The organism is Rosistilla oblonga (genome assembly GCF_007751715.1).
GTDB classification, from domain to species: domain Bacteria; phylum Planctomycetota; class Planctomycetia; order Pirellulales; family Pirellulaceae; genus Rosistilla; species Rosistilla oblonga.
Window position 1 is genome coordinate 5,601,961 of the sequence record NZ_CP036292.1, and the last position, 21,926, is coordinate 5,623,886.

At 58.8% G+C, this 21,926-nt stretch carries 15 protein-coding genes and 2 tRNA genes; 9 read left to right on the forward strand and 8 right to left on the reverse strand.

Features of this window, described 5'->3' with window-relative positions; translation table 11 throughout:
• Window positions 1–85: 85 nt before the first annotated feature.
• Together cmoA and CA51_RS19820 are read right to left on the reverse strand one after the other, a co-directional pair.
• Window positions 86–811 (reverse strand): carboxy-S-adenosyl-L-methionine synthase CmoA, encoded by a 726-nt coding sequence (gene cmoA, locus CA51_RS19815; protein WP_145122924.1) that lies wholly within the window; start codon window positions 809–811, stop codon window positions 86–88.
• A 33-nt stretch (window positions 812–844) separates the two neighbouring features.
• Window positions 845–1,162 carry a hypothetical protein gene (locus tag CA51_RS19820; RefSeq protein ID WP_145122925.1) on the reverse strand — a complete coding sequence of 106 codons (318 nt, stop codon included), beginning with the start codon at window positions 1,160–1,162 and terminating at the stop codon, window positions 845–847.
• 339 nt (window positions 1,163–1,501) lie between these two features.
• Between CA51_RS19820 and CA51_RS19825 the strand changes: the two genes are divergently transcribed.
• A complete protein-coding gene (locus CA51_RS19825) occupies window positions 1,502–2,470 on the forward strand; it encodes a deoxyhypusine synthase family protein (RefSeq protein WP_145122926.1) in 969 nt (322 codons plus the stop codon).
• Window positions 2,471–3,164: 694 nt separating this feature from the next.
• Here CA51_RS19825 and CA51_RS19830 read toward each other — a convergent pair.
• A complete protein-coding gene (locus CA51_RS19830) occupies window positions 3,165–4,028 on the reverse strand; it encodes a phosphatidate cytidylyltransferase (RefSeq protein ID WP_231745798.1) in 864 nt (287 codons plus the stop codon).
• A gap of 135 nt (window positions 4,029–4,163) precedes the next feature.
• On the reverse strand, window positions 4,164–6,023 hold the full coding sequence (locus CA51_RS19835) for a chloride channel protein (RefSeq protein ID WP_145122928.1): 1,860 nt from the start codon (window positions 6,021–6,023) through the stop codon (window positions 4,164–4,166).
• Window positions 6,024–6,415: 392 nt separating this feature from the next.
• On the opposite strand from CA51_RS19835, the gene CA51_RS19840 reads away from it, so the two are divergent.
• Window positions 6,416–7,564, forward strand: a complete 1,149-nt coding sequence (locus CA51_RS19840; RefSeq protein WP_197451332.1) for a fatty acid desaturase — start codon at window positions 6,416–6,418, stop codon at window positions 7,562–7,564.
• Window positions 7,565–8,079: 515 nt separating this feature from the next.
• Here CA51_RS19840 and CA51_RS19845 read toward each other — a convergent pair.
• The 3 genes from CA51_RS19845 to CA51_RS19855 all read right to left on the reverse strand — a co-directional run bounded on the left by CA51_RS19845 (window position 8,080) and on the right by CA51_RS19855 (window position 13,199).
• A tRNA-Leu gene (locus CA51_RS19845) sits at window positions 8,080–8,162 on the reverse strand.
• 286 nt (window positions 8,163–8,448) lie between these two features.
• Window positions 8,449–9,717, reverse strand: coding sequence for a group II intron reverse transcriptase/maturase (gene ltrA / locus CA51_RS19850; protein WP_145117258.1), 1,269 nt, complete (start codon window positions 9,715–9,717; stop codon window positions 8,449–8,451).
• 896 nt (window positions 9,718–10,613) lie between these two features.
• Window positions 10,614–13,199 (reverse strand): COG1361 family protein, encoded by a 2,586-nt coding sequence (locus CA51_RS19855; RefSeq protein ID WP_145122929.1) that lies wholly within the window; start codon window positions 13,197–13,199, stop codon window positions 10,614–10,616.
• A 158-nt stretch (window positions 13,200–13,357) separates the two neighbouring features.
• Here CA51_RS19855 and CA51_RS19860 point away from each other — a divergent pair, with 158 nt between their 5' ends.
• The 5 genes from CA51_RS19860 to CA51_RS19880 all read left to right on the forward strand — a co-directional run bounded on the left by CA51_RS19860 (window position 13,358) and on the right by CA51_RS19880 (window position 16,552).
• Window positions 13,358–13,678, forward strand: coding sequence for a tetratricopeptide repeat protein (locus CA51_RS19860; protein ID WP_145122930.1), 321 nt, complete (start codon window positions 13,358–13,360; stop codon window positions 13,676–13,678).
• A 64-nt stretch (window positions 13,679–13,742) separates the two neighbouring features.
• Window positions 13,743–14,519, forward strand: a complete 777-nt coding sequence (recO, locus tag CA51_RS19865) for a DNA repair protein RecO (RefSeq protein ID WP_145122931.1) — start codon at window positions 13,743–13,745, stop codon at window positions 14,517–14,519.
• 81 nt (window positions 14,520–14,600) lie between these two features.
• Window positions 14,601–15,812 (forward strand): tetratricopeptide repeat protein, encoded by a 1,212-nt coding sequence (locus tag CA51_RS19870; protein WP_197451333.1) that lies wholly within the window; start codon window positions 14,601–14,603, stop codon window positions 15,810–15,812.
• A 26-nt stretch (window positions 15,813–15,838) separates the two neighbouring features.
• Window positions 15,839–16,372, forward strand: coding sequence for an LPS assembly lipoprotein LptE (gene lptE / locus CA51_RS19875; protein WP_231745799.1), 534 nt, complete (start codon window positions 15,839–15,841; stop codon window positions 16,370–16,372).
• A 109-nt stretch (window positions 16,373–16,481) separates the two neighbouring features.
• A tRNA-Gln gene (locus CA51_RS19880) sits at window positions 16,482–16,552 on the forward strand.
• Window positions 16,553–18,030: 1,478 nt separating this feature from the next.
• On the opposite strand, the gene CA51_RS19885 is transcribed toward CA51_RS19880, so the two are convergent.
• The gene (locus tag CA51_RS19885) at window positions 18,031–19,266 is read right to left on the reverse strand and encodes a Glu/Leu/Phe/Val family dehydrogenase (RefSeq protein WP_145122933.1); all 1,236 of its coding nucleotides are present in this window, start codon (window positions 19,264–19,266) and stop codon (window positions 18,031–18,033) included.
• A gap of 320 nt (window positions 19,267–19,586) precedes the next feature.
• On the opposite strand from CA51_RS19885, the gene CA51_RS19890 reads away from it, so the two are divergent.
• A complete protein-coding gene (locus CA51_RS19890) occupies window positions 19,587–20,003 on the forward strand; it encodes a PilZ domain-containing protein (protein ID WP_145122934.1) in 417 nt (138 codons plus the stop codon).
• Between the two features lie 38 nt (window positions 20,004–20,041).
• Entirely contained in the window at window positions 20,042–21,925 is a 1,884-nt protein-coding gene (locus CA51_RS19895; RefSeq protein ID WP_145122935.1) for a GAF domain-containing protein, read from the forward strand.
• The last annotated feature ends 1 nt before the right edge of the window (window position 21,926 follow it).

Sequence of the window (21,926 nt, forward strand, 5' to 3'; positions counted from 1 at the left end):
CATAGAACCGATCAACGTTTCTGATCGCCGAAACCGCAAGCAAGTAGAAACACAACGGCACCGCGGGAGCTCTTGGAATCGATCATCATTTTACCGCCAAGATCGACGTAAAATTAAAGCATTGGAACCAAGGAACGACGGTTGCGAAGCCGACGTCGGCAAGCCGGGTGCGATGCGTCGCAAGCGTCTCGGGGACCATCATCTTTTCGAGCGCCGTCCGTTTTTGAGCGATCTCGAGTTCGCTGTAACCGTTGGCTCTTTTGAAGGCATGATGCAGTTCGGTCAGCCGCAATTGTTCCTGCGGATCGTCGAAGCTGATCTTCTCCGAAAGGACCAGCGCGCCGCCGGGCAACATTCCGTCGAAGATCGTTTGCAGAACCGATCGCCGCTCCGCCGCGGGGACAAATTGCAAAGTGAAGTTGAGCACGACAAAGCTGGCTCGATCGATCGGCACCGCGGCCAGATCGGCTTCGTGCAACGCGACCTCACATCCTTGGATCGCTTCGGCGGCCAACAGTTCTCGCAACCGGGCGATCATCGCGGAGGAGGAATCGACCGCCTGGATCGTGCAACTGCTGGGGACACGTCGGCTGATGATCCGCGTCGCCGCCCCCAGCGAACATCCCAGGTCGTAGATATTCGTGTCGGCGACGGCGTATTGCTGGGCCAGTTCGCCGATCATCGAAAGGATCGAACCGTACCCGGGAACGCTCCGCGAGATCATGTCGGGGAAGACATCGACAACGCGTCGGTCGAACTGAAAGTCGCCAACGTTTTCGAGAGGGAGCGCGTAGATATCGTCTTGGGACACGGTTTGTTTAACAGATCCGAAGGGAGCCGCGGTTTAGTTGTCCGTGGCGGGAGGCAGCTTAAATTCGGGTTCCACGTTTTCGGGAGTCGTGTTTTCGACAGGTTCGGTACCGAGATTTGGCGGCACGTTAAATTCCGAACCGCTGCCGGGGCCTTCAGCACTGCTGGTCGCGGCGGCTGCGGGAGCCGGCGTGGTTTCGGCGGGTGCGTCGGTTGCAGCAGGTGCTGGTGCGGCTGCGGGTTGCGAATCGGTTGCCGCAGGTTCGGTAGCGGCCGGTTGGTCTCCGCCGCCACAACCGATGGAGATCGCGACAAACACAAAGCTGAGCGTGAGGCTGAGGGTACGTGACATGAGACTTCTCTTGAATTCTGATCGTTGGGTGGGGAAACGTTCGATTTCAGCGGGCATCCGCCGCGCGATCGCCGCAGCGGTGGACATGCTCACAGTTTACAAGCTTTTGCCGCCGGTACGAGATGGAGTCCCCGGGCAAACCGGCGTCTCAATCGGAGGTATCAGCTCAAACACTTAATCGCTCTGCCAGCGTCCCCTTGAGCGGAGTCATACAAAGCCGTTTAATTGTTCGCTAAATAGCTCTTGGCATTTGAGCGCCAAGCATCTTTCGGTAGACAGGGCCATTCTGGCCGGTGTGGCAAGCGATTTACACGATTCAACCCTTGGCGGAGTTCTGCAATGTCAAACATTTCCAAATTCATGGACGACCATTTTCGCCACTTCAACGCTCGGGAGACCGTCGCGGCGGCGCAGGCTTATAAAGATCAGTTGGCCTCGGGCAACAAGATGATGGTTTCGCTGGCTGGAGCGATGAGCACCGGCGAGATCGGCCGTTCGTTGGCTGAAATGATTCGCCAAGACAAGGTCCACGCGATCAGCTGCACCGCGGCCAACCTGGAAGAAGACATCTTCAACCTAATGGCTCACGACGAATACAAGATCGTCCCCAACTGGCGTGCCCTGTCGACTGAAGACGAAGTCGAATTGCTCAACCAGGGTTTTAATCGCGTCACCGACACCTGCATCCCCGAAACCGTGATGCGGAACATCGAAGGCCGCTTGCTGACGCTGTGGCAGGACGCCGCCGACAACGATCGGCCGCGCTTCCCGTACGAATTCATGTACGAACTGTTGGACGATCCGACGCTGGAACCGCTGTTCCAAATTCCGAAAGAGAACAGCTGGATGCTGGCCGCCAAAGAGAAGGGCTTGCCGATCTTTGTCCCCGGCATCGAAGATTCGACTCTGGGCAACATCTTTGCAGCACGCGTGACGCAGGGCGTCGTCAGTTCGCACCGCGCGATGCGCAGCGGAACCGAACAGATGTCGAAACTGATCGGTTGGTATCAGGAACAGACCAACAGCGGTGCGGAGATTGGATTCTTCCAAGTCGGCGGCGGGATCGCTGGCGATTTCGCGATCTGCGTCGTGCCGACGATGATCCAAGATCTGAAGCTGGACATTCCACTGTGGAGCTACTTCTGCCAGATCAGCGACGCCGTGACCAGCTACGGCGGCTACAGCGGCGCCGTCCCTAACGAAAAGATCACCTGGTGCAAACTGTCGGGCGAAGCGCCGAAGTTCATGATCCAGAGCGACGCATCGATCGTCGCCCCGTTGATGTTCGCCTACATCTTGGGCTGGTAGTCGAAGGGGCTGGGCAATCGTTGCAGCATCGAGAACGTGCGGGGCGTTGCCCACGCGGTTAAACGAGAGCGATGACGGTGAATCGTTTAACCGCGTGCCCAACGGGCCGCGCGTCGCACGAGTCCAACCAAACGCATCGCGTTGGCGATCCGTAAGATCCGAGACGCTTCATTACCACGCGAAAACGCGCGGGGCGTTGCCCGCGCGGTTAAACGAAGGCAGCGACGGTGAATGCGGTCCCGATCGTTTAACCGCGTGCCCAACGGGCCGCGCGTCGCACGAGTCCAACCAAACGCATCGCGTTGGCGATCCGTAGGATCCGAGGCGATTCATTACCGCGGGAGAACGCGCGGGGCGCTGCCCGCGCGGTTAAACGAGAGCAGCGACGGTGAATCGTTTAACCGCGTGCCCAGCGGGCCGCGCGTCGCACGAGTCCAACAAAGCGCATCGCGTTGGCGATCCGTAAAATCCGAGACGCTTCATTACCACGTGAGAACGCGCGGGGCGTTGCCCACGCGGTTAAACGAAGGCAGCGACGGTGAATCGTTTAATCGCGTGCCCAGCGGGGCGCGCGTCGCACGAGTCCACCAATGCGCATCGCGTTGGCGATCCGTAAAATCCGAGACGCTTCATTACCACGTGAGAACGCGCGGGGCGTTGCCCACGCGGTTAAACGAGATGTAGTGCCGGAGAGCTAGACCGGAGCGCCGGCGACTCCGATCGCGAAGCAGAGGAAGCCGGGCAGGGCGGTGGCGATCAACGAATCGGTGACGTCCCAGACGCCGCCGAGGCCGGGCAGCAGATTGCCGCTGTCTTTGGCTCCCGAGTCGCGTTTCATCAACGATTCAGCTAGGTCGCCAAACATCCCGCAATTGCTGCAGACCAGCCCAAAGGCGATCGGGCCCCAGATCGGGTAATCGATCGGAGTACCGGTGAGTGCCGGGATCAGCCAGTGGAACATCGCAAAGCTGACGCCGATCGAAGCCGCGACGCCGCCGAGCGCTCCTTCGATCGTCTTGCCGGGACTGAGCCGCGGGATCAGCTTATGCCGTCCGATCGCACGTCCCGTGAAATAGGCTCCCGCATCGGCAGCTTTCGTCGCCGCGACCAGACTGATCAATGCGGCCAGTCCCCAGTGGGAAGATCCCAAACATCGAATCGCCACCAGGAATGCCATCGGCACGCCGATGTAGAGGATCGTAAATGAAGCTGTCATCACACAACCGGCAGCTCCCGTCTCGCCCGGGCGATAGCGAAACATCTCGTTCCCGATTGCAAGCCCCAACGCAACAATCGCTCCGACGGAGATCCAGCCCAGTCGTCCGACAGGGCAATCGGCCGGATAGAGCTCGCCCGACAGCGGCCACAACATGGGAACGCTTGCGATCAAGACGACGATCGCCACGCCGATTTTCGTCGGCAAGGGACGAACTGGATAATTGGCACTCCGCCACAATCGCGTCACATCGATCGCGGTCCCAACGGAAAAGAACAACAGCAGCGGAAGCAACCACAGCCCGCCGGTAGGGAAGCGATGATCGAGGTAAATCAGGGCCACGACAATGGAAATCAAGACTGCCGAAGTAGCAAGGCGTTGATAGAGCATAAGGTTTCTCGGCGACGATCCATCGCAAGGTGGGAGTGGTTCAAATTGGCATCGAGCGTGGGATCGATACGATAGACGGCAGGGCGTTTATTCGCGAGTGCCCTCTTTGTGCTCGCGGATCCGGCGATTGTAGGTGGCGATCGTTTCGCGGCGACGCAACATTCCCAACAGCCGCTGCGACTGATGATCCTCGACCACCGGCAACTCCTCCAGATTCAGCGCCGTGAAATGCCCCAACGCAGTATTCAGGTCGTCGTCGGGAGTGACCGAGACGACGTTGGTTGTCATCACATCGCTGGCGTTGGCCAGTTTCCAGATCGCATCGTGAAACAGATACGACCGGACGTCGTCGTCGGTGAAGATCCCAACCATGTTGCGATCGGCGTCGACGACGGGGAAGTAGTGTTGGTGGTTGTCGGCTAGGCGGTGGACGATTTCGTCCAACGACATCGATTCGTGAATCAGAGAATAGCTGTCGATCGGGCGATAGGTTCCGCGGACCTGCACGCCGTCCAAGACATCGACGATAAAGTCGCCGCGGTGGGCGGGGGAATCCATCCGCGTCGGGACCTGTTTGCGATACAACCGCGATCGGCGGCCGAAACCGAAGGTGATCGTGGTGACCAACATCGTTGGAACCAGCAATCCAAAGTCGCCTGTCAGGGCGCGAACCATGATGATCGTCGAGATCGGTGCGTTGGAAACGCCCGCAAAAAAACCAGCCATTCCAACGATCGCAAACGCCTCGGGATGAGGAGCCAAGTTGGGCATCCAATCGTGCAGATACAGTCCCAGGCCGGCGCTGAAGCAACCGCCGATCACCATCGACGGACCAAAGACTCCGCCCGGGCTGCCGCTGCCGATCGAAAGCGAAGTCGTCACAATCTTGACCAGCGCGATCGCGATCAACAGGGGCGGGCCCAATCGCAGCGAATGATGCACCGCCTCTTGAAGCGTCCCCGAACCGCTCCCCAACACCGCCAACGCACTCATCTGCTGGCCGGCTAAATAATAGAAGCCGACTCCGACGATCCCGGCGAACAACGCACCGATCGCCGGCCGCACGTGAGGCCGCACGGGCAAGCGTTCAAACGCCCACTGCGAACCATAAAACATCTGCACATACGCGATCCCGACGGGGATCAAAGCACAGGCCAACATCAGGTAGGGGATCAACTCCAACGGACCACTGATCGCGTGCTCCACCTTGATCCCAAACAGCGGCTGAAAACGGACTTCCGGCGGGAGCGATTGGGTGTAAATGCTGTAGGCGATCACCGACGAAGTTGCCGCCGGAACGATCACATCGGCTTCCAGTTCGGCATCGCTATAGAGGATCTCGGCGGCGAAAACCGCTCCGGCCAACGGGGCTCGGAAGAGCGCTCCCACACCGGCTCCCATCCCCGCGGCTAGCAAGATCCGCCGATCGCGCGGCGACAATTGCAGGCGTTGGGCGACCATCGATCCGATCCCCGCCCCAATCTGGCAGATCGGTCCCTCGCGGCCGCCGCTGGTTCCCGTCCCCAACGCGATCGCGCTGGCGATAGTTTTGACAAACGGAACCCGGGCGGCGATCTTGCCGTGCTGATTGTGGAACGCATCGATCGCCGCATCAGTTCCCGGCCCCGCCGCTTCGGGCGCAAATTGGTAGACCATCCACCCGGCGACCAGAGCTCCACAGACCATCACGACCACGATCATCCACGGCACAAGCGTCGTCGGCGGGTGGGTGAAGGGAGTGCCTTCGCCGGTCGCTTCGGGAGGGGCGTATCCGGCGTATTGGACCAACGAAAACCTGACGACCAGATGCCCCAGGAACTGAAAAACGACAGCTCCCAAACCGACGGTAACCCCGACCAGCACCGCCAGAAACAGCGATCGACTGGACGATCGGAAGTGTTTCGTGCGCGAGCGGAGCGTTTGGGCTAGATGCGGCGGAGCGGGCATTGAGACCTGAGACGCGGAAGCGGTGCAAACAAAGGGGGACGCACTGGCAGTCTAAAGGGTCCGCCGACGATGGTGAAGTCGGACGTCGGCGGCGGCGAGGATTCAGCCTGCCAAAGGCTGCAGAAATCGTGGCCGCAAGGGTTACCTGGTCGCTGAAATTGGTCCCCTTAACCCCGCTTAGGTATCAGAAGTGTAACGAAAAAGTAACCGTTTGAACGATCCGCAGCGAACCACTTTTTGCCCCATTTCGATTCTGCTAACGTAGCCCGGTCTCGATGCAAGGGGAGGCTCGCGAAGATCATCTTCAAGCCCACGCTCGCATTGCAATTCCTCCTTTTCAGTCCGTTCCGGCGGTTGCAAACCGCATCACTCCCACAACAGGAAACTGCCCCGTGTCGATTGTGATGGAACCCGAAGACGCGTCACCAGGGCTGAACAGCTCGCAAGAGAGCGCGCCGCTTCCCACCCGCAAACAAGTTCTGGCGGCGATCCCCGAGGACTGTTTCGATCGAAACACCTTTAAGTCGTCGGTCTACATGGTCATCTCGATCGTGTTAACCGTCGGCAGCGGCCTGTTGGCCTACCTGTTCCTGCCGATGACCTGGGCGTGGCTGCCAGCCTGGATTGCGTACGCCGCCGTGACCGGCACAATCGCCACCGGATGCTGGGTAATCGCCCATGAATGCGGCCACCGCGCGTTCAGCAAACACAATTGGTATCAAGACGCCGTCGGCTTCACCTTGCACTCGGCTCTTCTGGTTCCCTACTTCTCGTGGCAGCGCAGCCATGCTCTGCACCACGCTCGTACCAATCACATGGATCTGGGCGAGACGTTTGTGCCGACCCGCGACACGACCGCGGCGGGGAAGGCTTGGATCCGTTGGCAAGAGATTATGGGAGACGAAGCGTTTGCCGTCGTGATCATGGTCGCACGTCTATTGGTCGGCTGGCCCGTCTATCTTTTGACGGGTGCCAGCGGCGGACCGGCTCGCGGCGTGACCAATCACTTCTGGCCAGCGAAGCCGTTTTCGGCGGCGATGTTCCCCGGCAAGTGGCGAACCAAGGTTTGGCTGTCCGATTTGGGAGTGCTCGCAACGCTAGGCCTATTGGGTTGGTGGGCGTACGCGGAAGGTTCATTCCTGCCCGTGCTAGCCGTTTATGTCGGCCCCTACCTGTTCACGAATGCTTGGTTGGTCCTTTACACCTGGCTGCAACACACCGATGTCGACGTCCCGCACTTCGATGAAGACGAATGGACCTGGGTCAAAGGTGCTTTCATGACGATCGATCGTCCCTACGGACCGGTCTTCGATTTCTTGCACCATCGGATCGGCAGCACCCACGTCGCCCATCACATCGACGCCCGGATCCCACACTACAACGCGGTCCGTGCGACCGAGGCGCTCAAAAACGCCTTCCCCGATCTCTACCTATACGATCCCACTCCGATCCACAAGGCCTTGTGGAAAGTGGCAACGCACTGCAACGTGGTTTCCAAAGCCGATGTCGGCTGGAAATTCAACGGTAAGACACGGGTCTAACTCGCTAGCGAATCAACACCCCATTCTCCCTGGTCACGCCCAATCGGTGGCGTGGCCTTTCTGGAAAGCATGCCGGGCGATAGGTCGCGGCGTTTCTAAACGCTGCACGATCAAAACCACGCTCCGATCAAAGGCATCAGCAGCCACGCGCTCGCGTCCGGCTCGTCGGTTTAATCAGCCGATTGGGCGTTAGCCCCGGTTCCGCTGCCACTAAACCGGGGCGAACGCCCAAACGGCTAATCCAAGGAAGCTCGTTGTGACTAAACCGCCACGCGTTAGCGTCCGGTTCTGCAATCTGGGGATCGCTCGTCGACTGAATAGCCGCCAACGCAAATGCGTTTCAGCGATGGGCACGGCAGTTGGTGACGTCTCTTAATTGAAGAGAAGCTTGCGGCGGCGGAGCGACGCAACCACTGCAACTTTGGCAATGGGCACTCTATAACGCCGGGGCCTACTCGTCGGAAAGAAGCTTGCGTCGGCGACGCGACGCCGCAACTGCGACTTCAAGAAAACGATGGGGGTGACAGGAATCGAACCTGCACGCCATAAAGGCACTGGATCCTAAATCCAGCGCGTCTGCCAGTTCCGCCACACCCCCAGGTGATTGGCTAATCCGCCGCGTTTCCGCAGCGGAGGTCGAGAGTTTACCAAAGCGCGGCGACTTTGGTAAGGTCGGTATCGCCCCCGATTTTCCGCGCCGACATTGGCCGCTCTCACGATAGATTCGCGTGGCATAAACGCTGCCGCCGCAAGGACTTGCATCGACAACCGGCCGATCGACTGTCGCGCAATATCGAGTAGGGTGAGCCAGCGGAGCGACCGCTGACTCAGCCCTCTCACAGAACCGTACGTACGGGTCCGTATACGGCTCCTGTTTTACTTGCCTAGGTTAATCCAGGAAGGACTCCGGTCTCCAATTCGGTCAAGTCAAACAGGCCAAGTTCCGCCAGGAAGCCATTGCTGATGGCCATACTGGCGTAAGAACTACGCGACGTACGCCACGCGGTCATTCGCATCTTCTGGAGGTCACCACGAACGCCGACCTGCCGCAAGCGGCGAATCAGACGCGTCGGTTTCTTCCACAACGCGAGTTGCTTGGCCCGTAATCGTCGCCGAATCCATCTAGCCAACTCGCGATACAGACCTTTGCAGTTCGCCATCCGGAAGTAGCTGCCCCAGCCACGAAGCACCGGATTCAGGTCAGCAATGACCTTCTCCAAGTTCACCGGGCTGTTCTTGCGAGTGATCACTTTGACCTTCGCCTTGAAGGCCGCGACTTTCTCGGCAGCAATGCGAGTGTGCATGCTGCCGATCACGACGCCCAAGAACTTCACACCCTCACAGGCTGAAGTCAGGTGCGTCTTATCGCGATTGACGGTCAACTTCAAATCACCTTCCAGAATCTCCACTGCAACGCTCATCGCATGAGCCGCCGATCGCTTGCTCCGACACAGGATCAGAATGTCGTCGGCGTACCGAACGATTCGGTAACCACGACGCATCATCTCCTGATCGAAAGCATCCAGGTAAATATTGGCGATCAGGGGACTGACAACACCGCCTTGCGGGCTGCCAAGCTCCGTCGCATCCCAGACACCTTCGTTCATCACTCCGCTGGTCAAAAACATTTTGATCAGATTCAAAATGCTGCCATCGGTCACCCGACGACGGATCGACGAGAGAATCAAGCCGTGATCCAACCGGTCAAAGCATTTCGAGAGATCCATATCGACGACTTGGTCGAGACCATATCGCCGGATGAACATCGTTGCTTTGGCAACCGCCTGTTGGCAACTGCGGCCCGGTCGGTAACCGTAGCTTGATGGATGAAAGTCAGGATCAAAGATCGGCTGCAGGATGTCCAGCAACGCTTGCTGGACGACTCGGTCGCGAACTGTTGGGATGCCAAGATGCCGCTGGCCGCCTTCCGGTTTCGGAATCGAAACTCGGCGGACCGCACTGGGCCGGTAAGTCTTGCTCCGCAGTTCGCTCACCAACCGCGTCAGCTCCCCCAGTAAATCAGCTTCAAACGCATCGATCGCTTGCCCGTCGATGCCAGGTGCACCCTTGGCACGTCGGACTTTCTCGAACGCGCGAGCCAAAGCTCGGCGATCAAGCAGTCGGTCGTAGAGGCTGTAGTAGGTTCGCTTCATGACTGTCGGTCGGTGGTCTTTCGTTGGGTCGATCGCTTTCTGTCGAATCGGTTGGCAGGGTGGCGGTTCACTCAGCGGACGCCTCGTGTGCTATTCCAGTAAAGGACAATCGCGAGGCGTCGAGTTTGCTGAGTTACTTCCACGCCGACGGACGAATCGAGCAGCTCAGCAGTTCCCCGCATCGCCACTGTGGACCGTTCCCCGAGACCTTCGATCTTCTCGGATTGTGTCGGCTGCCGATTGCTCGTTTTCGGTGTTCTCTCCAATCACAAGTAAAACTTCACCCCTTCGCATCCAGTGATGACCTTTTGAGTCATCTCTGTCCGGCGTGACTCGCTTCGGTTACCGCCGATGCTTTGCACGTCGTCGCCACGGTTTTGTCCTCCAGACTGTTACCAGCTTTCACGGGCCGCGACTTATTCACTACTACGGGTTCATCTGACTCCTGACACCACATCGATCGCTTCTTGTGTTTCCACTTGAAGCGACCTTACCGGCTTCTCACGCTTCGCCTTTGGGGGAGCTAACGCGGCCACGGATAATGTCAGGTCTCCCCAGTTACTGCACTGGCTCCCTGACGATGATGACGTCCCCAAACACTTCCGGCGGCTGTTCATGTATCGGGCATCGCGACTTTTTGCACGCTCGCCCCCGCCGGCAGCCGAATCGGGTTCGCTTTCGCTACGTTCCATCGTCATCCTATCGCTTCCTTCAGACCCGCAGTCACCGGCGGAACCCTTGCGAATCGGATTCAATTCCCCATGAACAGGGCTTGGTCGGTGACAAGCACCGACTGGGTTTGCCAGCTTCGCTGGGCAAACAAAAAAGGCCAGGCTGCAAACAGCCTGGCCTCAAGAGATTCGTTCGAGCTGGCAAACTCGACGGCAGTCTGCCGCTTAGCGTTGGTTTGCCGAGCTGTTGCTCTGGCGGCTAATCCGATCCTTGGAGATCTCGATGTAGCGAGTCGCTTCCTCGGCGACCAGGATCGTCTCGCCAGCGGTCACTTCGGCGCGGAAGCGGTGGTGAGCTGCGTTCATCGCTTTGGCGCGAACGCTCAATTTCACCTGCTCTCCCGCATCGATTCGTGGGATCGCATCGAACAGGACTTGGCCGGGGACAAGTTCGCCAGCGTGCCCGGCAACCTTGATCGGTTCGATGCCGTTGCTGAACTGTGCGATAACTTTCACCCCTTCGGCGGCGCGAGTACCACGGTTGCGGATCACGATCTCGTAGTTCACCTCTTCACCAACGGGTGCCGGAGCGACGGGGTCGTTGATCGTTAGCACGAGGTCGGCGATCGCTTCGACTTCCGTTGTCAGCGAGACCGTCGCACGACCAGCGGCCGAACCGCGGCATTCGAAGGCCAACACATGCGACCCGACGCCTGCCAGTTCGCACTGAAGGTCGAAGTCGACCGAAGCACCTGGTGCCAGTTCGTCGACTTTCCAGCGGAGGAATTCGTCGACAAACTCAGCCCCCGGGATGCCCGACTTGTAGACGACGCCCTCGGGCAATCGCAGCACTGCGACCACGTCGTTGCTGGTCGCGGTGCCCGCGTTGTTGATCGTCAGATGATAGTTCGCCAGCGTGTTGTGGTACTTCACGGGAGGCCCGGTCAGCGTCGCAACCAGGTCGGCGGTCAAGACGCGGATCTTCTTGATCGCTTCGTTGCGAAGATCGTTTGCTCCGGTCGCCAAGCCGTGGATCTCCAATCCGCCGCGGTCTTGAGCTGTCAATTCGATCTCGAACTGAGCTTCTTTGCCTGGCGGGATCGAACCGATCCGTTGGTTCTGTGGCGTCGCGGAATTTGGCGACAGCGTAAACGAAACGTCGTGAGCGACGCCGCTGCCGGGGTTCATTACGCGAACGGTATAGACGCGTGATTCGCCGAAGACGACTTCATCGGGCCCTTCGACAACCAATTGAACCAGAGGTTGTTGAACGCGGACTTGTGCGGTTCGCTGTTGAGGCAGCACAGTCCATTCGACGCCGACGTCGAAGGTTTCTGCCTTTTCAGCGGCGATTCGCAGCGTCAACGTTTCGCTTTTCCCAGCCGGCAAACTGTTGATCTGCCAGATCATTCGTCGCTCGCCTTGATGTGGCTCCGGTTCGACGTCGCCAGCGGTCGTTTGATGGCTGCGAACGGCTGCCCATTGAGGCAGCGAAGCGCGGATCATCACGCCCGGTGCATCGATCGTCCCCTTGTTCTCGACAACGATCGTGTACTCTGCGACTTGATTGATTTGGATCTCTTCGGGACCGTGAGTCAGCACGCGGATCATCGGGATCTCGGACATCATCATCTGCCCGTTGTGATCGCGAGCCTCGACGGTGACTTCAGCCGTCTCAGCCGGCTCGGCCGGTTCGGCCGGTTCAGGAGCCGGAGCTTCGACAGTTTTTGTAGCCTTCTTAGCTACCGTGGGAGCGTTGTCGGTCGGTTCGGTTTCGGTTCGCGCGGGGACCTGATAGGTCGGCGATGCCGGCACGCCACCGATCACGGCGCGAGATGTCGACGAACGTCGGTTGGACGATCGCGGCGCAGAATCGCGAGCGGTAAAGCTGTTTTGTGGCTCCAGCGACAACTGGGCGTCGTGCTCGAATTGGGCATCGGCGTCGTGCGATGGGGCTCGTGCGATTCGCGTGGTTTCCGCCGGTGCGATCTCGCTTGGGCTGGTGTTGATGACTTCTAATGGAGTCGCCGATTGTGGCATCGCCAGTTCGATCTCTTCCTGCTCGACAACTTCTTCGACGTCGGAACGGCTGCCCGGCAACGGCTTCCGCGGCACCGAAGGCGTTCGCACAACTGGCGTGTCGTCGCGAGTGAAGGTTTCCACCTCAACCGATTCGGAAGCGGAAAAAGAGGTTCGGCGATCGGCGCGACGGCTGCTCGACGAAGTCGAAAAGCTATCATCGATCGACATCGACTGGCCTTGCGATGAGGAGCCCGCGCTGTAGGTCTCGACTGTCATCGAGTTGGCATCGTCGTAGTTGTCAGCTTGTGGGATCGCTGCTTCGGCGGCCTGTTGGCGTTCCAGCATCGCTCGGCGATCCTCGGGATCCAACAGCGGTTGCGGCTGGCCCGGTGCGACGTACGGAATCGCTTTCGGTTGCGCAGCAGAAGGTGCAGCGTCGTAAGAACTCGACGGCGTCGGAATGAACGGCGAGGGGAACGGCTGCGACGAATTGTTTGTCGGTCGCGACGCGGTCCGCAGCGGTTGCGACGGCTGGTTGCGATTGCTGCTCGCTTCGTTGTTGGACCCGCCGCCGAACAATCGGCTCAAGACGCCGATCCCGGAGCTTTGCGAGCTGCTTTGCCCGGAACTCGAGCGGCTGCTTGGCTGTTTGCCAACCACCTGCTGGATGTTGTTTGGATATTGCTGAGCCGATGCGTCCGTTGTGGGCTGATTTGTCTGGCCGTTTGCCGAAGCAACGCCCAGCAAGCAGGCGAACAAAACGATTGACAGTTTCGCGAAACGTGACATGCGCACGACTCTCCGACGAGTGAAATTCAGATCCTATGGTCTCTGATTATCGGAGCGACAACGTGTTAAATTGAATCAAATCTGCGGATTGTTCAGATAACGCGGCCGTTGGAATGCTTGCAATCCGCCCCCTCCCTCCTTTTTTTGGTAATGGAACGATGAGTCGACGCGAACAGATCGAGGCGATGTTGAAGGATGAACCGCAAGACACTTTCTTGCGGTACAGCCTGGCGATGGAGCTGCGCAGCGAAGGGGATAACGAAGCAAGCATTCGCCAATTGGTCGAAATGACGGGCGATACGCCCCCCTATGTACCAGCCTTTTTTATGGCTGCGCAACAGTTGGTCGATCTCGACCGGACCGACGAAGCGAGATCGATGTTGCGCGACGGCATCGAACAGGCGCGAGCTCAGGACGATGCCCACGCGGCGGCCGAGATGGCTGATTTCTTGGCGATGATCGGCGACCTGGGCGAATAGCTCTCGAGCAGACAGCGACGCTGGAGGAGACTTCGGTTCGCGCAGCGGATGGATTTGAGAAACGATGTCCAGCGAAAAAACGGAGGCTATCATTCTCCGCATCGTCCCGTTCAGCGAATCGAGCGTCGTGTTGACGATGCTGACGCGGGATTTCGGAAAGATTTCGGCGCTCGCCAAAGGAGCCTATCGCCCCAAAAGTGCTTTCGAAGGCGCGATTGACCTGGGTTGCCATTGTCGCGTAGTGTTCATCAAGAAGTCCTCGGATGCCTTGGATCTATTGACCGAAGCCAAACTGGAACGCCGGTTTCGCGCGGCCAATAAATCGTTGCCACAACTGTACGTTGGCTACTACATCTTTGAACTTCTGCGGGAACTGACCGAATCGGATGAACCCCATCCCGATCTGTTCGACCTGTCGTTGTGGACGTTAAAAAAGATCGATAGCGCCGACCTGATCCCCGGCGAACTATTGGACCTCGTAGCGACCTTTGAATTGCAAGCTTTAAAAACACTTGGACACGCTCCGTCGATGGACGTCTGCGCCACCTGTGGCAAGACGGTCGCGGACGCTGCGCGCGTCGCCTTCGGGATGATCAGCGGCGGCGTGTTATGCGATGCTTGCCGCCCTCGATCGCGGCAGGTTGTAATGCTTTCAAAGCAGGCGCGCGACGCGATGCGACAGCGAATCGACGAACCGGGCGGAGCTCGTTCAGCAAACCAAACTCAGAAAAACCAACTAAACGGCGAACTACGCGGCGTACTGCGTCGATATATGTCGCATCACGTCGGACATGAATTAAAGATGCCTCGATTGATCGACGGCATCCGCGTCCGGGGGTAGAGCGCCGTTGCAAATCAGATGTTGCCAGCGACCGATTTGCCAAGGACTACTTTTTTCAGCTCAGCGACATGGAAGTCGATCATGCGAATGAATATCTACACGCTGCTCGCGATCGGATTGATTGCCGTCCCCGGCTGCCAATCTTTTCAAAATACTCCGTGGAGCGATGGCCTGGTGGCACAAGAGCTTCCTCCGCCAACGGAAGCCACCGACGCCGATCAGATCGCTGAGATCGAAGACAAACGCAACCCCGCGGTCGCTTTGACCGACTACGTCACCGGCAAGGGACCAGCGAATCGCCCCAAAGCGCGGGAACTGTATCGCGAGGGTGAGGCGTTGTTCGAACAAGCCGCCGCCGCCGAGGGCAAACCGCGGATGAAACAGTTCCGCCAAGCTGCCGCTTCGTTCATCAAAGCCTCCAAGGAATGGAAGGATTCGGCGCTCGAAGAGGATGCGCTGATGATGGCCGGCGAAAGCTACTTCTTTGCCGACGACTTCCCCGAAGCCGACAAGATGTATGGCGAGCTGTTGGAGAGTCATCCGCGCAGCCGGCACATCGATCGCGTCGTCGCTCGCCGGTTCGAGATCGCCAAATATTGGCTGGCTGTCGACAAGCAGAGTCCGCAGATTCTGCCGGTCAACCTGACCGACCACCGCTTGCCGGCGCTGGACGTCGACGGTTCGGGAATCAAACTCTTGGATCAGATTCGCTACGACGCCCCGACCGGAAAACTGGCCGATGATGCCACGATGGCTGCCGGCCTGGAATACTTCGAACGCCAGAAGTGGACCACCGCCGACGGCTTCTTTTCGGATCTGCGGGAATCGTTCCCCGACAGCGATCACCAATTTAATGCGCACCTGTTTGGGCTGAAGTGCAAACTGAAGATCTACCAGGGGCCGAAGTACAGCGGCACCGTCCTCAACGAAGCTGACGACCTTGTCAAACGGATGCAGCGTCACTTTGCCACCGAATTGCAAAAGCCGGAGAACCGCGAACTTGTTAGCAAAGCGGCTGCCGAGATCGATCACCTGCTAGCCGAACGACTCTATTCGCGAGCCCAGTTCCGCGAGCTACGCTCCGAACACGGTGCGGCGAAGTTTTATTACCGCCAGTTGATCCAAGACCATCCCAAGACCAGTTATGCCGATACAGCTCGCGAACGTTTGACGGCGATCGAAGGGAAACCCGACACGCCGCCGCAACGCCTGGCTTGGTTGCACAAAATGTTCCCCGACAGCGAGCCGGCGAAACCGATCATGGTCGGCAATCCAAGCAACATGCTTAGGTAATCATTCCAGTGAGATCGATAAACGCTTTGTTTGATAACTCCCGCACCCTGTGGCTCGGCTGCGTCTGCCTGCTGGTAACCGCTGGCGGCTGCGCGGGCTACCAGTTGGGAAATCAGTCGCTCTACCGCAACGACGTCCGCACGGTCTACGTTCCGGTGATCCGAAACGATTCGTTCCGCCACGACCTGGGCGTTCGGTTGACCGAAGCGGTCCAGAAGGCGATCGAACAGCGAACGCCATTTAAAGTCACCGGCGATCCGAGCGCCGACAGCGTGCTCACCTGCCGCGTGATCGCCGACAGCAAACAAGTTTTGACCGAAACCAATACCGACGAACCGCGAGCTCTCGACAACGCCGTCGCCGTTCAAGCCAGCTGGGTCAATCGCCAGGGAACCGTATTGATGGAAAACCGGATCCTCCCGCCCGGCCAACTGGCGTTCTATTTTCGGCAGAGCAGCCGGATGGTTCCCGAAGCGGGCCAAACCGGTGCCACCGCGTTCCAAGAGTCGATCGACGATCTAGCAAATCAGATCGTCACCCAGATGCAGATCCGTTGGTAGCGATCGCATCGCCTGGGGCCAAAAATTGCCTCAAGAAAATTGGCAAAAATCCTGTGAACCCCTGTTACCCAAAACCGATCTTTTCGGGTAGACTTTGCACAGCAACAACTGCCCGATGGTGTAATGGCAACACTACGGTTTTTGGTACCGTCATTCTAGGTTCGAGTCCTAGTCGGGCAATGTTTGCTTTCTTCTTAGCCAGCTGAGGCGGATGGAATCGCTTTCCATCGATCGCCACACAGTTCAATCTGGCTCCTCAAGGCAATTGCCGAGGCCCCCCACCGAGTAAGTACTGTCAGTAGCTCCGCATTGTTTGCAGCAAGTCGCCCACCCCGCAGAGCTCAAAACCGGCAGCCGGTGCAATCGAGGACAGGCACTGTGATCGAGGACAGGCACGATACGGAACGCGATTAGGCCGCGATTGGGGCGATTGAGGACAGGCACGAAACGGATCGGGTGTGATCGAATCGCGTTTGAGGATGCGTTTGAGCGCGATTGGGGACAGGCACGAAACGGATCAGGTTCGATCGAATCGTGTTTGAGAACAGGCACAAAACGTTCCGTGGCAGGTGCCCCAAGATCGATCCCGCAGGGATCACAGACGGTAGCCGGTGGTTTGACTAGAGCGAACACGATCGGGGACAGGCATGGAAACGGATCAGGCTCGATCGAATCGCGTTTGAGCGCGTTTGAGGACAGGCACAAAACGTTCCGTGGCGATCGATGCCAACGATCGATCCCGCAGGGATCACAGACGGTAGCCGGTGGTTTGAGCAGAGCGAACACCACCGGAAACGTTCACGTATCCGATCGATGCCCCCGACGGGGTCACACAAAAATCTGCGATCCCTCAGGGAGCGTCGCGCGAGTTTGGCATGGCATTCCGGAGCTGCGCCGCTAATCGCCGCCCCCCCCCTCCGGGCACGGAGCATACTATCCGATTGGGTGACTTGCGATCCGATTGGGGATCGGATTGGGGACAGGCGTGAATTGCACCGGGGACCGCCCCCCCAACCGACTAGTCGGTTTCCGACGGGTTCAGGGACAGGCGTAGAACGGGGAGCTGATTGGGTGATTGGTGGGAATTGGGGACAGGCATCAACTGGATTGGCGCGGGTGGATCGTGTTTGGGACAGGCACAAACCGCAACGGGGACAGGCACCAACCGCTCCGTACATGCGGGATTAGGCAGGCGGGATTGGGGACAGGCATGTATTGCATCGGGGACCGCCCTCCCAACCGACCAGGTGGTTTCCGACGGGTTCAGGGACAGGCGTGGAACGGGGAGCTGATTGGGTGATTGGGGACAGGCATGAACAGGATTGCCACGGATCGATCGCGTTTGGGACAGGCACCGATCGCAACGGGGAAAGGCACTAAACGCGATCGAGGACAGGCACAATACGGATCCGGTGCGGATCACATGCGATTGAGGACAGGCATCAAACGTTTCTTATCCGGGAACGCCAACGATCGATCCCGCAGGGGGCAAATGCGGTAGCCGATGATTTCAGCGCAGCGAATGCCACCGGAAACGTTCGCGCAACCGCTCGACGCCCTCCGACGAGGGAACATACATCGATACACACAATCGACCGCTGCCCCCCCAGCAGAGGCAACTCACCCGTCTGCGATCGCGCGTTTTACGGATGGCTCGGTCAGAACGAACCCGAGAGTTCGGTGGCTCGCTTGACTCGCTGAATGCCGACGCCAAACGCCGCTTCGCGCAACGAGATGTTTTTCTCTTGCGAGGTATGCCACACGTTTTCAAACGCTTCGCTGAGCGTGCGGTCGAGTTCCTGACGCACTCGATCGAGACTCCAACGATAGTGCTGGCGGTTCTGCACCCACTCGAAGTAACTGACGGTAACACCCCCGGCGTTGGCGAGGATATCGGGCAGAACGATCACATCGCGTTCGTTCAATTGCTCGTCGGCATCGGGCCAGATCGGCCCGTTAGCAGCTTCGATGATGATCTTGGCTTTGATCTGATCGACGTTTTCTCCGGTGATCACGCCCCCCAACGCTGCCGGAATCAGCACCTCACAATCGGTCTGCAACAGCGCCTCGCCAGGCAATCGTTCACACTCCTTAAACCCCTCCAACGATCCTTTGTGCATCAGGGTGTGCCGCAGCAGATGCGGAATGTCCAGACCACGCGGATCATAATAGGTACCGCTGACGTCGCTGACCGCCACGATTGGAAACTCGGCTTCGTGCAAGAACTTGGCGGCGTGCGACCCCACGTTTCCAAAGCCCTGGATCGCGATTGGCGATTCCGCTGGGCGACGCCCCTTGCGTTTAATCAGCTTGAAGGTCAGCAGCCCCACTCCGCGGCCGGTCGCTTCCTCGCGTCCCTTGGCTCCATACTCTTCGACCGGTTTGCCGGTGATCACTGCGGGATTAAAGCCGTGGTACTTTTCCCATTGGTTACGGATCCAGGCCATCGTGCGGTGATCGGTTCCCATGTCGGGAGCCGGAATGTCGGTGTCGGGGCCGATTACGTCGTGGATCTGATCGACGAAGGCCCGCGTCATCCGTTCCATCTCCGATGCGCTGAGCGTCTTCGGGTTCACGCCGATCCCCCCCTTGGCTCCGCCGTAGGGAAGGTCGACAACGGCGGTCTTCCAGGTCATCAAACTGGCCAACGCGCGGACTTCGTCCAGATTGACTTCGTGGTGGAAGCGGAGTCCACCTTTCATCGGTCCACGACTGTTGTTGTGCTGCACTCGATAGCCGACGCAATTCATCACGCTGCCATCGTCCTTGTGGAAGGAGACTTGCACCTGCAGTTCCCGCTTCGACATCTGCAAGCTCTCCCGCATGCTGTCACTCATGTCGATATGCCGAGTGGCGCGGTTGAAGTAGGTCTGCGTTGCCTCAAATGCGTGCATAAGTTCTTCCTTACTAGTGCTGCTTAAATTTCGGGGGAACCGATAACGTCCGCCCTTCGCTCCGCAAGCTGCGTGGCAATCTTCAATATAGCCCATCGCTGAACGCCGCCGACCACCGCGGCCAATCCGCTACCCGGTTTTGCCCGCGAGGACAACAAAACCTTCATTGTGCATCGCGTGATGCGGGTCGTTCCGAATATGCGAGCCAACACCCGGCATCCGTTTTGCGAACCGCTGCCACTTTGCCCGCTTGCGCCCCTGGCTAACCTAGATTTTCTCGTCCAGTACTCTCTCGAGAAATCCGACGAAGGCACAGCTCAATGCTCGGCGAACATCTAGTTGCAGGCGAACAACTGCTCGGCGCAGACAACGATCTCCGCGCGCTCGAAGAACTCTGCCGCACAACCAGCCACGAATCCCAACGCGTCGCCGAACGCCGTCGGCTCGATACGCCCGTGCAAATCCAACCTGGAAATTCGCGAGAGCGGGGCGCGTGGAAACTCGCCGGCAAGCTCCGCGATCTTTCGGATACCGGCTGTGGAATCATGACCAACAAACCGCTGATGGTCGGCGACGTCTATTGGCTATCGACAACCGACCCCGCAACGCAGTTGGGCAGTTTTTTTGCCCGCTGCGTCCGCTGCCGCATGATCCGCGAGGGGAGCTTCGAACAAGGGTTTACGTTCTTCAGCAATCCGCGTCAGGATCGCAGCAATCCACCTCAGCCGATGCTCTAACAGCGACGAGCCGTTAAATCAACTCAAGGATTCGCCGCATGTCAGCTCCTACAAACATCGACACTCCCACATCACCAACGCACCAATCCGCCGACACGTTTGTGTTGGGGCATCTGGCGAGATTGGTCACCAGCCTGACCGCCCAGGGGACGACCTCGGCCGCGGTCTATCGCCAGTTGTTCGCAACGATCGTCGAGCACTACAAACCGCTGGTCGCGAAGATCGATGTCCGCGATCAAGCCGCTCGCTACAACGACGCCCACCAGAGCCAGCGACTGTCGGGGACGATGCTGATCGAAGTCGGGTCGATCGCGGTTGCCGAAACGCTGACCGATGCGATCTGCGAAGAGGCGCCGGTCTTTCGGATCAATTCCCTCGACGCGACCAAAAAGTATGTCACGATCGGCGTTCCGATCCGCGATCCGCTGCAGCGAGAGACGACAGGTGGTCTCGCCGTCGCGTTGGTCCCGCGCAACCAATCGGACATCAACGCGTTGGTGGCCGAACTAAATTCGTTGACACTCGCCGCCGCCGGATGCATCGACTCCCAACCAACCGAACAAAAGACACACAGCAACGCCGACTGGGCTCGCGTCTTGTCACGTGTCGCCAAGATGGGCGACCGGCACGAGTTTGCGATCACTCTGGTCAACACCTTGGCTGACCGATTTGTCTGCGGCAAGGCGGGCCTTGGACTGATCCGTGGCAAACGCGTCGAGGTGCGAGCCATCTCGGGACTCTCGACGCTGAAGCAGAACAGCCCCGGCGTAGCCGACATGCGGCAGGTGATGGAGGAGTGTTTCGACCAGAAGACGCCCGTCTTCGCCGGCCGACACAACGAACACGAACAGCGCTCGCTACCGATCCATCGCGGCTGGAGCGAACAGACGCACAGCGCGATCCTCAGCGTGCCGATCATGCTAGAGAACGAGGTGCTGGCTGTCGTGACGCTCTCGCGAGCCGCCGACAAACCGTTCCTGGACGAGGATCTCGAGTCGCTCACAAAGCTGTTGGAACCGTTTGGTCCGTCGCTGCAGTTGATCGAAAAATCGAGCCGATCGATCGCCGAGCACGTCCGCGAAGAGGGACGCGGCGCCGTCATGCCGTGGCTGAAACCACAATCGCACGCTCGCAAAGCCGCGATGATCACCGCGGGACTGTTCTTCGCTTGGTTCCTGTTCGGCAGTTTGACCTACCGCCCGATGTGCGAAAGCGCACTCTCCCCCGCGAGTATTCTGCACATGGCCGCGCCAATCGATTCGCGAATCGAACAGGTGCTGGTCAGCTCGGGCGACCGTGTCACAAAGGACCAGGTTTTGGTTGTCTTGGACAGCCGAGAGCTGCAACTGCAACGCAATCAATTACTAGCCCAGATCGCCAGCACCGAGGTGGCAGTCGGGCAAGCGATCGCCGATCGCAAAGTCGGTGAAGCGGCGCTCGCAAAAGCTGACGTCCGCGTCTTGCACAGCCAGCTGGACAGCATCGAAAACCAGATCGAACAATCGGTCTTGCGAGCTCCCGCCGACGGCATCGTGGTCGCTGCCGATCTCAAAAAACGAATCGGCGAAGTCCTGCCTCAAGGCGAACCGTTGGTCACCTTCGCCCCCGGCGAACGCTGGGTCGTCGAGATCATGGTTCCCGACCACGTGGCTCCCTACGTCGCTCAAGATCAGACCGGCGTGTTCCGCGCCTACTCGCACCCCGATCAATCGATCCCCTTCAAGATCGACTGGGTCGGCGGAGCAGCTCAGGTGGTCGAAGGCAAAAACGTCTTCATCGCGGAAGCCGAACTGCAATCGCAAACCGATTGGATGAAGGCGGGGATGAAAGGAGTCGGCCGGATTCAAGCACAACGCAAAGCCGTTTGGTGGGTCACGATGCATGGCCTTGTCGATTACTTGCACATGAAATTCTGGCTGTAAC